Below are 14,046 nucleotides of genomic sequence, written 5' to 3' on the forward strand. Positions count from 1 at the left end.
GCCGCCGCTCCGGCCGATGGCGCAGCGCCCGCCGATGGTGCGGCCCCCGCGGACAACAACTGACGCGCATTTTCAAATGGCCTTGCGGCCTACTGCGAAAGCCCGGCCTGTCCGGGCTTTTCTTTTGCCGTTTTGCGGCCTACCTGTCTGACACATTTCTGAAGCCTGGGAGCCGCGTCATGGCCGGTTACGACTACGATCTTTTCGTCATCGGCGGCGGCTCGGGCGGGGTGAGGGCGGCCCGCGTCGCCGCGGCACTCGGCAAGCGTGTCGGCATCGCCGAGGAATACCGCTATGGCGGCACCTGCGTCATCCGCGGCTGCGTGCCGAAAAAGCTCTACGTCTATGCCTCGCAATTTCCCGAGCACTTCGCCGACGCCGCCGGCTATGGCTGGACGGTGCCGGAAGCCAGTTTCGACTGGCAGACGCTGGTCGCCAACAAGGATCGCGAGATCAGCCGGCTGGAGGCGATCTACGTCAGGAACGTCGAGGGCGCCGGCGGCGAGACCTTCCACTCGCGCGCCATGATCGTCGATCCGCATGTCGTGCATCTCCTGGGTGAGGATCGCACCGTCACAGCAGACCAGATCCTGATTGCCACCGGCGGCCGCCCGGCGGCGCATCCGGCGCTGCCCGGCCACGAACATTGCCTCTTTTCCAACGAAGCTTTCGACCTCAAGGAGTTGCCCAGGGCGATCATGATCGAGGGCGGCGGTTACATCGCCGTCGAGTTCGCCAACATTTTTCACGGTCTCGGCGTCGACACGACGCTGGTCTATCGCGGCAAGGAGATCCTCAGCCGGTTCGACATGGACCTGCGGCGCATGCTGCACGAAACCATGGAAAAGAAGGGGATAAGGATCCTTTGCCATTCCGTGTCCGAATGGATCCGCAAGCGGCCGGACGGCCGGCTCGACGCGCTGGTCAGCGGCGGCGAGGTGCTGACCGTCGACCAGGTGATGCTGGCCATCGGCCGCATTCCCAACACCGAGAATATGGGCCTGGAAGGCATCGGACTGGAGATGACCAAGACCGGCGCCATCGCCGTCGACCAATATTCCCGCACCAATGTCGACAACATCTGGGCAATCGGCGACGTCACCAACCGCGTGCAGTTGACGCCGGTGGCGATCCATGAGGCGATGTGCTTCATCGAAACCGCCTTCAAGGGAAATCCGACCGCTCCCGATCACGAGACGATCGCGACCGCCGTCTTTTCACAGCCCGAGATCGGCACTGTCGGCCTGTCGGAGGACGACGCCGTCAAACGCTTTTCCGACATCGAGATCTACCGCGCCACATTCCGGCCGATGCGGCACACCCTGTCCGGGCGCGACGAGAAGATGCTGATAAAGCTGGTGGTCGATGGCGCGTCGAAGAAAGTGCTTGGCGCCCACATATTGGGGCCGGACGCCGGCGAGATGGCGCAGCTTCTCGGCATCCCGCTGAAGGCCGGCCTGACCAAGGACGATTTCGACCGTACGATGGCCGTGCATCCGACAGCGGCGGAAGAACTGGTCACCATGTACAAGCCGACCTATCGCGTGAAGGACGGCGAGCGGGTCGATTGACGGCAAATCCTGGTTGAGGAACTCCGCCGCGGCAAGGTCATGCCACGGCGGAGATGGTTGCTACAGAAGCGTGCCGCGCAGGATCACCAGCGCCACCGAGAAATAGATCACCAGCCCGGTGACATCGACCAGCGTGGCAACGAACGGCGCCGATGCGCTGGCCGGGTCGAAGCCGATGCGCTTCAAGGCGAACGGCAGCATCGACCCCGACAGCGAACCGAAGGTGACGATGCCGACCAGTGCAGCACCCACCGTGGTGGCGATCAGCGGCCAGTGCGGGCCATAGTCGTAGAAGCCCATATACTGCCAGAGCGCGATGCGGCAGACGCCGACCACACCGAGCATGGCGCCCAGCACCAGGCCGGTGGGCAGCTCGCGCAGCGCCACCCGCCACCAGTCGCCAAGGCCGATCTCGCGCAAGGCCAGCGCGCGGATGACCAGCGAGGTCGCCTGCGAGCCGGAATTGCCGCCGGAGCTCATGATCAGCGGGATGAACAGCGTCAGCACGATCGCCTTCTCCAGCTCGCCCTCATAGCTCTGCATGGCGTTGGCCGTCAGCATCTCCGAGATGAACAGCGCGCACAGCCAGCCGCCGCGTTTCCTGATCATGGCGAGGAAGCTCATCTTCATGTACGGCTCGTCCAGCGCCTCCATGCCGCCGAAACGGTGCACGTCCTCGGTCGTCTCCGCGATCATCGTGTCGATGATGTCGTCGATGGTGACGATGCCGAGGATCTTGCCATGGTCGACGACCGGAACGGCGAGCAGATCGTATTTGGAGATCGTCTGCGCCAGCGTTTCGCGATCGGTCAGCGGGCCGACCGTCATCGGAAGATGATCCGGCGCCACCGTCATGATCGAATCGTCCGGCTCACCGGTGATCAGCCGGCGCAGGCCCGTCGAGCGCACAAGCAGGTGCGTTTGCGGATCGACGATATAGATCGCATAGACGGTCTCGCGCGTCCGCTCCACCTTGCGGATGTAGTCGAGCGTTTGCCCGACGCTCCAGTCCGAGGGCACGCTGACGAACTCCGTCGTCATGATCGATGCGGCACTGCCTTCGGGATAGCCGAGGATGGAGAGCAGCGTTGCGCGCAGCGGCGGCGCAAGTCCGCCAAGCAGCTCGGAACGCGCCGGCTCTTCCAGCTCGCGCAGGATGTCGGCTGCCCGGTCGACCGACATGGCGGTGAGCAGCTTGCCCGCCTTGGCGCGCGGCAGCGCCTCCATGCGTTCCGACGCGCCGTCGAGTTCCGGCTGATCGAAGATCTCGACCAGACGTTCGAACGTCACTTCACAGAGCAGTTCCGTCGCGGTCTCTCGAGGCTCCCTGTTCAGGGCCTCGACAATGTCGGCGACGTGATCGTTGGCTAGGATACGGGCAATCGCGACGGCCTCGTCGCTTGCCACCGTGGTAAATTCGTTCATGGCTCACTCCTTGCCGTCCGGCAGGACATGAACCATGTGAGGTCACGTCAGGGCGGACGGCTGTTGCGTTCGACTGTGACTGTCGCCAGGCATGGCGCGGTGACCTTTCCGCTTGCGGGTTCGCGTTTGATTGTCTGCAAGCGGGCGCAACATAGGAGCGCGCCTCGCCGTGTCAATCGCGGTGAGGAGGGAAAATGCCGACGAGCGGGCAAGATCGCGAGACTGTGATCACCGGCCGCCGTTCGACCAGGCAGACCGGGGTGGAATAACCGTTATTTCTGCTTCAGCCGGCGCGAGAAGCGCAGCCACTTGTCTTCGACCGGCCTTGGGACCGGCCTTGGCTGCACCAGAATGGTGGTGAGTTCGGCGGGCAGGGTCGGAACCAGCGGCTTCTTGGTGGCGACGCCGTCGGCGATCGCGACGATGCTGTGATAGAATTCGCTGCCCGTCATCGATCTCGGCGCCACCGCCTCGTGCATGACGGAGATCACCGTGACATCGGGGCAGTTGTCCTTGATGGCCTGGTGGAAGGCGACCTTGCCATCGGGGTCGAGCGCGCCGGTCGCCTCGTCGAGGAACAGCAATCCCGGCTGCTGCAGCACGATGCGGGCCACCACCAGCTTCTGTTTCTGGCCGCCCGACAGAACCTGGTCCCAGCTTTTGCCTTCGCGGCTTTCGTCGGCCATGTGCTCGATAAAGTCGCCGAGCCCCGCCTTGTGCAGCGCCGACGCCACCTGCGCATCGCCATGGTCGTGCTCGGAGCCGGGCAGGCAGACCAGTTGCTTCAGCGACACAGGCTGCAGCTTGACCTCCTGGGCGGCATAGAAACTCTTGACGCCCTCTGGGAAGACGATGGTGCCGCGGCCATAGGGCCACAGGCCGTTGATCGCCTTGATCAGCGAGGTCTTGCCGCAACCGGACTCGCCTTTCAGGAAAGTCCATTCGCCGCGCCGGAAGCGCAGATTGGCGGCGCTGAGAAAGGGCGTCGCGTCCTCGCCCTGATGCGCCAGTTCGAGCTTCTGGATGGTCAGGCCGAAAACCGGGTTCTGGCTGGCATAGTGGAAGTCGGAGCGGCCGGTCTGGCTGTAGAATTCCTGCGGATGCTGGACATTCTCGATCGCATTGGCCAGCTCGGTGACACGCTGGCTGTTGGCGCGCAACGTGGCGATGGCGGGCATGACGTGGATGAACCAGGAACACTGGCCGATCAGCGAATTGACCAGCTCGGAGCCGGTTATGTAGCCCTTGAGGTCGAGACCGTTGTGGATGAACGGCACCAGGCCCGGTCCGTAGGCGACAATGCGGGCACCGATGAAATTGTAGATCAGCTCGAACGACATGTAGACGGTGTTGACGATGTTCAGCCGCGTCCAGGTGCCGTCGATGTCGACATAAAGCCGGCCATGCATGGTCCTTTGCACGCCTTCGCCCTGAGACGCCGCGACATGGAAGGAGCGGCGCAGGAATGTCGTCAGCTCGCCGCGATAGCTGCCCTCGGCCTGCTGCATCCTGACATTGAGGCGCTCGAGCAGGCCGCCGAGCTTGACCGCGATCCAAGTGTTCAGCGGCACGTAGGTGGCGACGGCCAGGAAGGCGAGGATGGCGCTGCCATAGCTGCCGAGGAATTCCAGCCCCTTCACCTCGACGGAGTTTTCGAGCAGCTTCTGGCCGACGAAATAGAGCGATGTGGCAACGCCAAGCACGCCCATGGCGAGCCCGATGGCGCCACCGGTCATGTCCTTGATGGATTCCTGGACGCGCTGGTCGATATTGTCGGGGGCCGGTGCGCCGCTGCCGGTCGACGCGTGCTGGGCATGGAAATGCGTATGATTGCCGTCCAGCAGCGCTTCATTGAAGCGGCTGTCCAGCCAACCGCGCCATTTGCGGTGCAACGTCGCCGAGACAAGGTTGCGGATGCCGGTGAAGCCAGCGTCCTTGAGTACGACCAGCAGCACGAGGACGCCGGCATTGACCAAAAGCGAGCGAAGCGGCGTGGTGTTGGCGGCGTCATGGAAGAAGGCGATGGAATTGACCAGTTCGCCCGAGGCTTCGGCGAACCAGACACCGGCCTTGCTGGACAACGCCGTGAGCAGCGCGATCACCAGCGTCAGCGTCCAGGCTTCCTTCCAGCGGTCGGAAACCCAGTAGGCCCGCATCAGGCCCCAGAAGCTGCGCATCGACGACACCGGCGTCAGAAGCGATCGCCCTGCGGCATCGCGAGGTGTTTTTTCCGGTACTGACTCTTGCGATGGTCTACCGACCCGAATCACTATCCCGCCCAAACCTTTTTTCTTTTGTTACGGATGGTAACACCAATTGATCATTTTCCATTAATTTAAAACCGGGCCGACCGGATTGCCCCGGCAGCCGTTGCCGTGAGGCAACAGATTACATGCTGAAATATAGCGACAACAGTCGACAAAAATCCGGATATTGCTTTTAATTTCATGGGCTTGATATATCGAGGGCGTGGCGTTGGCACGGCTTCCCCTAGGGAAGGCTTTCACACGGTTTCGTGAACTCGAAATCGTATCGAGCGACCGGTTTTCTCACTGTGGACGGCTCAAAGAGCTCGAAAATCTGCGGCTCGTGACTCGCCAGGATTGCCGGGGTCGTCCCTGCCGGGGGCAGGAATTGACGAGAGAATCGATCGAGCGGCGCGTTCCGTCTTGTCGGATCGGCTGAGGGACTGCGTTTGACAATTCATCCGCCTGGGATTGAACCTTGCCCGGCATCGGCGACACTCATGCATGTCCGGTTCTTCAACAAGGAAGCTCCCAATGCTTGCACGCGCGGCCGCAATCCTGTCCCTCTTTGCCTTTGTACCTTTGGCGCATGCCGGCGAGCAAAGCATTCCGGCCAGCGCCGAGGGCCAGATCGAGTTCAACACGCCGTCCGGCAACATCGGCTGCATCTACACGCCCAAAGGCGGCACCGGCACCTATGAGCCGAGGGATGGCGGCCCGGAACTGAGCTGCTCGCGCGTCGAGCCGAGCTACCTTACGATTATCCTGGGTCCGAAGGGGCCAGCAACGCTGATCAAGAACCCAGGCGAGCAGGGCTGCTGCAGCGATGTCGATAAGCTTGGCTACGGCAACAGCTGGAGCGCCGGGCCGTTCTCGTGCCAGTCGTCAACCAAGGGACTGACCTGCACGGCCACGAACGGCCATGGATTTTTCATCAGCAAGGCCAAGGCGACGGCGAAGTAACGTCTGCCGCTGTCGCGGAGAGGAGAGGCCGGCCGGCCTCAGCCGGCCTTGTCCAGTTCGCCGCGCGCCTTGGCGGCCGCCACCTGGCGAATGGCATCGGCCAGCGTATCGGCATCCTGCGCGCCCATGACGGCGTATTTGTCCTCGAGCAGGAAGCACGGCACACCAGAAATGCCCATGCGCGACGCGGTGGCGATCTCGGTGCGCACCGCCTCGACATCGGCCTCGGTCGGCAAAAGCGAGGCGACCACGGACGCATCCATGCCAGCCTCGCGCGCGGCTTCGACCAGCACGGCATGGTCGCCGATGTCAGCGCCTTCCTCGAAATTCAGCTGGAACAGCCGCCGTACAAGCCTGTTCTGAATGGCTTCGCCGGCGGCCCCTGCCCAGCGGATCAGCCGGTGCGCATCCAGCGTATTCGGCGCCACTTTGATGGCGTCGAAGGCAAAGGAAATGTCTTCCGCTTCGCCCAGCGGCTCGATGCGGTCGTGAATCTCGCGGATACGCTCGTCGCTGCCGAATTTTGCCAGCATGTATTCGCGCCGGTCCTTGCCTTCAGGCGGAATGGTCGGATCGAGCTGGAACGGCCGCCAGCGGACATGCACGTCGACATCGCCGACGGCGGCGATTGCCCTGTCGAGCCGCTTCTGGCCGATGAAGCACCAGGGGCAGACGACATCGGACACCACATCGACGGTGATGGCGTTCAATTCGCTCATCTCGATCTCCTGATCCCTCAGTTGGGTTTGCGCCACCATGTTGGCAGTTGATATCCGAATATGGGCGTCTTTTGCGGATGTTCCAGGTAGTTCCAGTAGGCGATCCATTGCTGCGTGTTGTACTGCATCGGCACCATGTAGTTGCCGGAGATCAGCAGCCGGTCGAGAACGCGAACGGCGGCAACATAATCCTCCTTGGAACGGGCGCGCAGCATCGCCTCGATTGCCGCGTCCACAGCCGGGTCGGCGACGCCGGCGAGATTGAACGAGCCTTCCGTCCGGGCGGCAGTCGAACTCCAGCGCCCGCTCTGCTCGATGCCGGGTGACAACGAATTGTTGAAGCCGCTCGATCCGACCAAGACCTCGAAATCGAAGCGCTGCTTGCGCGACTGTATCTGATCGCCGTCGAGGCTGCGAATGGTGAGATTGATGCCGATCTTCTCCAGCGTGCGCTGATAGATGCCGGCAAGGCGCTCCTCGTCCTGCGAAGCGGTCAGGATCTCGAAGCCGAAGGGTTTGCCTTCGGGATCAAGCATCGTTCCATTCTGCACGTGGTAGCCGACACTTTTCAAAAGATCGAAAGCTGCCTTCAAGACGCGCCGATCCTGGCCCGATCCGTCGGTCACCGGCGGCCGCCATGTGCCGTCCATGACATCGGCCGGCACGCGGCCGGGGTAGGGCGCCAGAAGCGCTTTCTCCCTGTCGTCGGCCGGATGGCCGAGCGCGGAAAGCTCGGAATTCTGCCAGTAACTCATCGTGCGCGTGTATTTGCCGCCGAACAGGTTCTTGTTGGCCCATTCGAAGTCGTAGAGCATGCCGAGCGCGCGCCGCACGACCGGGTTGGCGAATTTCGGCAACCGCGTGTTGAACAGGAAACCGGTCACCACCGGCGGAATGCCGGTGTCGAAGGTTTCGGCGATCACGTCCCCCTTGTGGAAGGCCGGAAAATCGAGATCGCGCTCGCGCTTCACCGGATCGCTGTCGTCATCGATGGCGCAGAGGCCTTTCTTGAACGCTTCGAGCTTGGCGTTGGCGTTGAGGAAATACTCGATGGTGATCTGGTCGTAATTGTCGAAACCGCGCTTGGCGGGGACATCCTTGCCCCAATAGTCCGGGTTGCGCTTGAAGACGATGCGCTGGCCTGGCTGCACCTGCGCGATCGTATACGGACCGCTGCCGATCACCGGCTTGAGCGTCGTCCTGTCGAAAGTCTCCTTGTCGAAGGCGTGCTTCGGGATGATCGGGGTCAGCGCGATGATCAGCGGGAATTCGCGATCGGCCTTGTCGTTGAAGGTGAAGCGCACGCTGTGGTCGCCGGTCTTTTCGAGCTTGGCGACCCTGGCCATGCGGTCGCTGTAAGGCGGGCGGCCTTTGTCGGTGTAGACATCATAACTGAACAGCACGTCCTCCGGCGTCACCGGCTGACCGTCCGACCATTTGGCCCTCGGATTGAGATGGAACTCGATGCTCTTGCGCTCCGGATCCATGTCGGCGCTTTCGGCCAACAAACCGTAGAGCGTGAAAGCCTCGTCGGCATTGCGCTGCATCAACGGCTCGAAGACCAGATTGCCGAAGATCGTATCCATCATGCCGCGCGCCGTGGTGCGCAGGCTCTTGAGGATGAAAGGGTTGAGATTGTCGAAGCTGCCGACGACGCAATAGGTGATCGAGCCACCCTTCGGCGCGTCGGGATTGACGTAGTTGAAATGCGTATAGTCGGGCGGCAGCGCCGGCTCGCCCTGCATGGCGATGGCGTGCTTCGGCTCCGATGCGGCCGGCTGATGCGAAAGGGCGAGAAACGATATCGCGGTGATCAGCCAAACAAGAACGCGGCCCATGACCGTCTCCTTACTGGGCGGCTTGATGATTCGGACTGCACCCTAGCATGGCGCCACCGCGCTCCGGCCAGATACATCAGCCCAAATCGCACGGCCCAAATCGCACGGCCAAGAATCGCAGGCGCCGGGCTGGATTCGGCCTCGCTTGCAGTGTAACACGCCCTCCGAAGTCATTCTGTTGCCTCATTTCGGCAACAGGTAGCTGGACCACACGGCACGAAGAAGCCGGTCCCGGGATCATTTGAGAGGAAGTGCACGACATGACGAGCCTGAACAGCAACGCGTACCGCCTGTCGGTCATGGCCGCTGGCGTGGTCGGCTTTCTCGGCGCAGGGCTTCCCGCCGCTTCCGCACAGCAGCAGCAGCAGATTCCGCAAGGCTGGTTCAAGGCCTGCACCAAGCAGGAAGATGTCGACATCTGCAACGTCCAGAACATCACCACTGCCGGCAATGGCCAGCTGGTCACCGGCGTCAGCCTGATCGAGCTCAAGGGCAAGGTGAACCGCAAGGTGTTCCAGGTGACGGTTCCGACCGGCCGTCTGGTGCCTCCCGGCATCGGCCTGCAGATCGACACCGGCAAGGCGCAGAAGCTCGACTATGTGATCTGCTTCCCGGATCGTTGCGTGGCCGAAGTGCCGCTGACCGATCAGCTCGTCGCGGCATTCAAGAAAGGCCAGGCGATCACGCTGACTTCGGTCAATTTCCAGAATCAGCCCAATCCGATCAAGATCGCCCTGCAGGGCTTCAGCGGCGCCTATGACGGCCCGGCGCTGCAGCAGTCGGACATCGAGGACAGGCAGAAGAAGCTGCAGGACTTCGTCGCCAAGAACAACCAGGATTTCGCCAAGAAGCTCAAGGAAGAGCAGGACAAGGCGAAGACCGCCAACTGATCGGCCGATATCGCCGAGCCAACAAAAAAGCGGGGTTCATGCCCCGCTTTTTTGTGACTGTCTTCCAGCAGGCTAATGCCTGGACTGCCGCTTCTGTTGGTAGCCGCCGTCCGGCTTCTTGTCGAACATTTCCTTGATCTGCGGATGCCGGACCGGCTCGCCCGACTGGTCCTCGAGCAGGTTCTGCTCGGAGACGTAGGCGATGTATTCGGTCTCCGAATTCTCGGCGAGCAGATGGTAGAAAGGCTGATCCTTGCGCGGCCGCACGTCGGCGGGGATGGCTTCGTACCATTCGTCGGTGTTGGCGAATTGCGGATCGACATCGAAAATGATGCCCCTGAATGGAAACAGCCGGTGGCGAACCACCTGTCCGATTGCGAATTTGGCTGTTTTCATCGTACTCACCACTGAGTTCCTTGAGCTTATTTGGCGCAGACCGCGCATCAATTCAATCCCGAGGCGCTTGACGCCCTATTAAGCAACGGGTTAGCCCGGCGCCAGGGTTTCGGACCAGCATAAAAATGTCTGACGTCATCGGTCTTGTTCTTCCGTTCTTCGGCTTGATTTTTGTCGGGTTTCTGGTGGCGCGCATCACCAGGCAGCCGCTGGACGCGCTCGGCTGGATGAACACGTTCATCGTCTATGTCGCGCTGCCGGCACTTTTCTTTCAACTGCTTGCCAAGACGCCGTTCGAAGACCTGACGGAATGGCGCTTCATCTTCGGCTCGGTCGTCTCGACCTTCATGATATTTTCCTTGATGTTCATGGGGTCGGTCCTGACCTCGCGCGGCGAGATAGCGCAATCGACCATCAAGGCGCTCGCGGCCGCCTATGGCAATATCGGCTATATGGGGCCGGGGCTGGCGCTGCTGGCCTTCGGCGAGGAGGCGGCTGTGCCGGTCGCCTTGATCTTCTGTTTCGAGAACATCATGCATTTCGCCATCGCGCCCATGATGATGGCGCTGTCTGGCGACGAGAAGACCACTCCTCTCCGGCTTGCCCTGGGCGTCCTGCGCAAGATCGTGCTGCATCCGTTCATCATCGCAACCGCCCTGGGTGTCGGCGCCGCCTATATCGGCTTTCGACCGCCCGTGCCGGTGGAGCGATTTCTAGAATATCTTTCCCGTGCGGCCGCACCTTGCGCGCTGTTTGCCATGGGCGTCACGCTGGCGCTCAGGCCACTCAATCGCGTCCCGCATGAGATGGTTCCGATCGCCGCGCTGAAGCTGATCCTGCACCCGTTGCTCTGTTATGTCGTGCTGAGCTGGATCGGCAATTTCTCTGAGACATGGGTCTTCTCGGCGGTGCTTCTGGCCGCATTGCCGACCGCCACGAACGTCTTCGTCATCGCCCAGCAGTATGGCGTCTGGGTACAGCGAGCGTCGGCCAGTGTGCTGATCACAACCTGCCTGTCGGTCGTGACCGTTACCGGGCTGCTCTACCTGATCCGGCACAATATCCTAGCGCCGGACCTGTTTCCCTAACCCGCCGGCAAGCGCGGCAAAACCGCTGCCGGGACGAAGCCCCTCGCGCATGAAAAAAGCCCGAAGCGGCGCGAAGCCTCCGAGCACGCCGAGCCCGGCAACGCGGGCCATCTGCGCCGGCAGCATGTCGGAAAGCAGCGACATGTTGAGCAGGTTGACCGCGCTGCTGCGCGCCAGAATGTCGGGGCGGCGCTTGAAATCGTAGGCTGCAAGCGCCTTGGCTGCGCCCGGATCGGATCGATTTTCACAAGCGATTCCAATTAGATCGTCGACGTCTCTGATGCCGAGGTTGAGGCCTTGCGCACCGATCGGCGGAAACACATGGGCGGCTTCGCCGACCAGCGCCACCCGATCCCTTGCGAACGGAAGCGGCGTCACCGCCGATAGCGGGTAGATCTGCCGGCCCGGCTCGACAGCCACCCGGCCCAGCATCGACTGCATCTGCTGTTCGACCCGCTGAGAAAGTGTCGCATCGTCCAGCGCGGCGAGCTCGGTCGCGGTCTCGGGCTTGACCACCCAGACCAGGCTGGAGCGATTGCCGGGCAGCGGGACCTGCGTGAACGGACCGGTCTCGGTGTGGAATTCCGTCGAGGTGAAGGCGTGATCGCCGCTATGGCCGAAATTGAGGACGAGAGCTGCCTGCGGATAGGAGCGGGCCGAGGTCGAGATGCCGGCCGCCTGGCGCGCCGGTGACAAGCGTCCGTCAGCGGCGACCGCCAGCGATGCGTCAACCGAGCTGCCGTCGGCGAGGCCGGCACGAACATGCTCGGCATCGAGATGCCAGTTCGCCACCATCGACCTCAGCCAGTCGATGCCGGCGCGCGCGGCAACGGCGCTGGCGAGTGCCGGGGTGAGGACGCTGTTGGGAAGATTCAGCCCGAATTCATCCTCGTCGATCTCGCTGGCGCGGAAGGTGACGACCGGGCTGCGGATCAGCCGGCTGGTGGCATCGACGATGCGCATCACCTTCAAAGGCGCCGCCTTGGATACGACGGCTTCGAGCACGCCGAGCCGGTCGAGCACTTTCAAGGCAGGGTTCATCAGGGCCGTCGTGCGACCATCGGGGGCGGTGGCCTCCGGCCCGACCAGTGTCACCGGGAAACCTTCGGCGGCAAAACCCAGTGCCGCGATCAGCCCTGCCGGCCCCGTGCCGGCAACCAGTATCCGCGCAGTTTGCTGATGCTCCAAGATCGGCTTCCGGCTTGCAATGCGAGGCGGTCCACCCGACCTGCCGTTCGATCAGCATATAGGTCAGATCATGCCGCTTGATCAACGCGGCGATTCGGCCCATTCGGATGTCATGACCGGCCAGCAGGACGACTTCAGCCATCTCGACCGCGCCGGCCGCGCCATGGCCGGCATCGCGCGCAATCCCCGGGTTACGGTAAACGTCGTTGTCGGCGCTTGCATCCTGCTTGCATGGCTGTCTCTTGCGGCGATGGCAATCCGCGGGGCTGAAACAGGGATTGCGGGCGTCGGCGCCCCTGGCGACACGATCCTTCGCAGCCTGCCGCAACTGCCGCTGCCCGATTTCCTGGAACGGTTCTTTGTGCTGTGCCTCTCACCGGTGCCTTTGGACGCAGGTCTCGGCTTGCGGGCCGGCGCGCTCGTTTCGATGTGGTTCCTGATGGCGATCGCGACGATGCTGCCTTCGGCGGCGCCGATGATACGCACCTATTGCGAGATCGCTGACACGGCACGCATCAAGGGCGAACCGGTCGTTCACCCGCTGCTGCTGGTCGCCGGCTATCTCAGCGTCTGGCTCGCCGCTTCAATTGTGTTCGCGGCGCTGACCTTGGCCGTCCATGCATTCGCTTCGTCAGCCGGGATTCTCGATCCGGTCGTCGGCATTGCCGGTGCGCTCGCTCTGCTGATTGCCGGCCTCTACCAGTTCAGCGGCCTGAAGGAAGCTTGCCTGAAGAAATGCAGGAACCCGTTCTCGATCCTTTTCGCGAGCTGGAGCGCAAGGCCCCTTAACATCTTTCGGCTCGGTGCCGCGCAAGGTCTGTGGTGTCTGGGCTGCTGCTGGGCCTTGATGCTGGTGATGTTCGCCGTGGGCGTCATGAACGTTTTCTGGATGGCGTTGATCGGCCTGTTCACCCTGATCGAAAAACAAACGGCCAGCAGGGTTCCAACCCGGCTGGCCGGTGCGATACTGCTTGTCTGGGCAGCCGCGCTGCTAGTAGTCTCGCTGTGAGTGGGGGAAAATCGATGGCAGACCAGAGCTGGGCGATGAAGGGAGAGCTCGTACTCTCCTGCAATTGCACGGTTTTTTGCCCTTGCGTGCTCTCGCTTGGCAATCATCCGCCGACCGAAGGCTATTGCCAGACATGGGCCGGGTTTCGCATCGATGCCGGCCATTTCGGTGAGGTCGATCTGTCCGGGCTCAATCTTGGGCTGATCATGGAAATCCCAGGCTATATGAGCCGCGGCAACTGGACCGCGGGCCTGTTCATCGACAGCCGCGCCTCTGTCTATGCGGTCAAGGCGCTGACAAAGATCTTCACGGGCAAGGCAGGTGGAACCACATCGCTGCTCTCAATCCTCGTCGGCAAATTCCTCGGTGTCGAGCAGGTGCCGATCACCTATGAGACGCGTGACAAAACGCGTATCTTCCAGATACCCAGGATTATCGACGGAGCGGTCACACCCTTCCAAGGCAAGGACCGTGACAAGGATACGGTGATCAGCAATTCGGAATACTGGATCGCGCCCGAGATCATCGTGGCCAGGTCCGACAAGAGCAAGGTGCGGGCTTTTGGCCGCAACTGGAATTTCGCCGGCCGTTCGGCCGAAATCTGCAAGCTGGATTGGCGGGGCCCGTGAGCAAGAACACAACGGCCAGGAATTTGGCAGCACGAAAAGCCGCCAAAAAGATCACGGACCGGATTCCGCGCCCGAAGAAGAAGG

The 14,046-nt window shown here is 62.3% G+C and carries 12 protein-coding genes; 6 read left to right on the forward strand and 6 right to left on the reverse strand.

Annotation, left to right across the window (positions count from 1 at the left end):
- Positions 1–179: 179 nt before the first annotated feature.
- On the forward strand, positions 180–1,571 hold the full coding sequence (gene gor / locus EOA22_RS09015; RefSeq protein ID WP_127389930.1) for a glutathione-disulfide reductase: 1,392 nt from the start codon (positions 180–182) through the stop codon (positions 1,569–1,571).
- A 60-nt stretch (positions 1,572–1,631) separates the two neighbouring features.
- Here the strand turns inward: gor and mgtE are convergent, their stop codons facing one another.
- Both mgtE and EOA22_RS09025 read right to left on the reverse strand, forming a co-directional pair.
- A complete protein-coding gene (gene mgtE, locus EOA22_RS09020) occupies positions 1,632–2,996 on the reverse strand; it encodes a magnesium transporter (protein ID WP_063168000.1) in 1,365 nt (454 codons plus the stop codon).
- Between the two features lie 272 nt (positions 2,997–3,268).
- Positions 3,269–5,173, reverse strand: a complete 1,905-nt coding sequence (locus tag EOA22_RS09025; RefSeq protein WP_024503285.1) for an ABC transporter ATP-binding protein/permease — start codon at positions 5,171–5,173, stop codon at positions 3,269–3,271.
- A 603-nt stretch (positions 5,174–5,776) separates the two neighbouring features.
- Here EOA22_RS09025 and EOA22_RS09030 point away from each other — a divergent pair.
- Positions 5,777–6,205 carry a hypothetical protein gene (locus EOA22_RS09030; RefSeq protein ID WP_024503284.1) on the forward strand — a complete coding sequence of 143 codons (429 nt, stop codon included), beginning with the start codon at positions 5,777–5,779 and terminating at the stop codon, positions 6,203–6,205.
- Positions 6,206–6,243: 38 nt separating this feature from the next.
- Here the strand turns inward: EOA22_RS09030 and EOA22_RS09035 are convergent, their stop codons facing one another.
- Both EOA22_RS09035 and EOA22_RS09040 read right to left on the reverse strand, forming a co-directional pair.
- Positions 6,244–6,924, reverse strand: a complete 681-nt coding sequence (locus EOA22_RS09035; protein WP_063170238.1) for a DsbA family protein — start codon at positions 6,922–6,924, stop codon at positions 6,244–6,246.
- 17 nt (positions 6,925–6,941) lie between these two features.
- On the reverse strand, positions 6,942–8,762 hold the full coding sequence (locus EOA22_RS09040) for an extracellular solute-binding protein (RefSeq protein ID WP_063168001.1): 1,821 nt from the start codon (positions 8,760–8,762) through the stop codon (positions 6,942–6,944).
- A 260-nt stretch (positions 8,763–9,022) separates the two neighbouring features.
- On the opposite strand from EOA22_RS09040, the gene EOA22_RS09045 reads away from it, so the two are divergent.
- A complete protein-coding gene (locus tag EOA22_RS09045) occupies positions 9,023–9,652 on the forward strand; it encodes an invasion associated locus B family protein (RefSeq protein WP_013531658.1) in 630 nt (209 codons plus the stop codon).
- A gap of 72 nt (positions 9,653–9,724) precedes the next feature.
- Here the strand turns inward: EOA22_RS09045 and hspQ are convergent, their stop codons facing one another.
- The gene (gene hspQ, locus EOA22_RS09050; RefSeq protein ID WP_024503281.1) at positions 9,725–10,048 is read right to left on the reverse strand and encodes a heat shock protein HspQ; all 324 of its coding nucleotides are present in this window, start codon (positions 10,046–10,048) and stop codon (positions 9,725–9,727) included.
- 125 nt (positions 10,049–10,173) lie between these two features.
- Here hspQ and EOA22_RS09055 point away from each other — a divergent pair, with 125 nt between their 5' ends.
- On the forward strand, positions 10,174–11,136 hold the full coding sequence (locus tag EOA22_RS09055; protein ID WP_063168002.1) for an AEC family transporter: 963 nt from the start codon (positions 10,174–10,176) through the stop codon (positions 11,134–11,136).
- Here EOA22_RS09055 and EOA22_RS09060 read toward each other — a convergent pair.
- A complete protein-coding gene (locus tag EOA22_RS09060) occupies positions 11,113–12,324 on the reverse strand; it encodes a UbiH/UbiF family hydroxylase (protein ID WP_127389931.1) in 1,212 nt (403 codons plus the stop codon). The two genes, EOA22_RS09055 and EOA22_RS09060, sit on opposite strands and share 24 nt — an antisense overlap.
- 70 nt (positions 12,325–12,394) lie before the next feature.
- On the opposite strand from EOA22_RS09060, the gene EOA22_RS09065 reads away from it, so the two are divergent.
- A complete protein-coding gene (locus EOA22_RS09065) occupies positions 12,395–13,333 on the forward strand; it encodes a DUF2182 domain-containing protein (protein ID WP_082826671.1) in 939 nt (312 codons plus the stop codon).
- Between the two features lie 14 nt (positions 13,334–13,347).
- Positions 13,348–13,962, forward strand: coding sequence for a DUF1326 domain-containing protein (locus EOA22_RS09070; protein WP_063168004.1), 615 nt, complete (start codon positions 13,348–13,350; stop codon positions 13,960–13,962).
- Positions 13,963–14,046: the final 84 nt, after the last annotated feature.

The sequence above is a fragment of the Mesorhizobium sp. M7A.F.Ca.US.014.04.1.1 genome (genome assembly GCF_003998745.1).
GTDB lineage: Bacteria > Pseudomonadota > Alphaproteobacteria > Rhizobiales > Rhizobiaceae > Mesorhizobium > Mesorhizobium ciceri.

Bases quoted from the DNA above. Each gene is read 5' to 3' on its own strand.
- EOA22_RS09055 (WP_063168002.1), top strand. From the start codon at position 10,174: ATGTCTGACGTCATCGGTCTTGTTCTTCCGTTCTTCGGCTTGATTTTT.
- mgtE (WP_063168000.1), bottom strand. From the start codon at position 2,996: ATGAACGAATTTACCACGGTGGCAAGCGACGAGGCCGTCGCGATTGCC.
- hspQ (WP_024503281.1), bottom strand. From the start codon at position 10,048: ATGAAAACAGCCAAATTCGCAATCGGACAGGTGGTTCGCCACCGGCTG.
- EOA22_RS09030 (WP_024503284.1), top strand. From the start codon at position 5,777: ATGCTTGCACGCGCGGCCGCAATCCTGTCCCTCTTTGCCTTTGTACCT.
- EOA22_RS09040 (WP_063168001.1), bottom strand. From the start codon at position 8,762: ATGGGCCGCGTTCTTGTTTGGCTGATCACCGCGATATCGTTTCTCGCC.
- EOA22_RS09045 (WP_013531658.1), top strand. From the start codon at position 9,023: ATGACGAGCCTGAACAGCAACGCGTACCGCCTGTCGGTCATGGCCGCT.
- EOA22_RS09035 (WP_063170238.1), bottom strand. From the start codon at position 6,924: ATGAGCGAATTGAACGCCATCACCGTCGATGTGGTGTCCGATGTCGTC.
- gor (WP_127389930.1), top strand. From the start codon at position 180: ATGGCCGGTTACGACTACGATCTTTTCGTCATCGGCGGCGGCTCGGGC.
- EOA22_RS09070 (WP_063168004.1), top strand. From the start codon at position 13,348: ATGGCAGACCAGAGCTGGGCGATGAAGGGAGAGCTCGTACTCTCCTGC.
- EOA22_RS09065 (WP_082826671.1), top strand. From the start codon at position 12,395: ATGCCGCTTGATCAACGCGGCGATTCGGCCCATTCGGATGTCATGACC.
- EOA22_RS09025 (WP_024503285.1), bottom strand. From the start codon at position 5,173: ATGCGCAGCTTCTGGGGCCTGATGCGGGCCTACTGGGTTTCCGACCGC.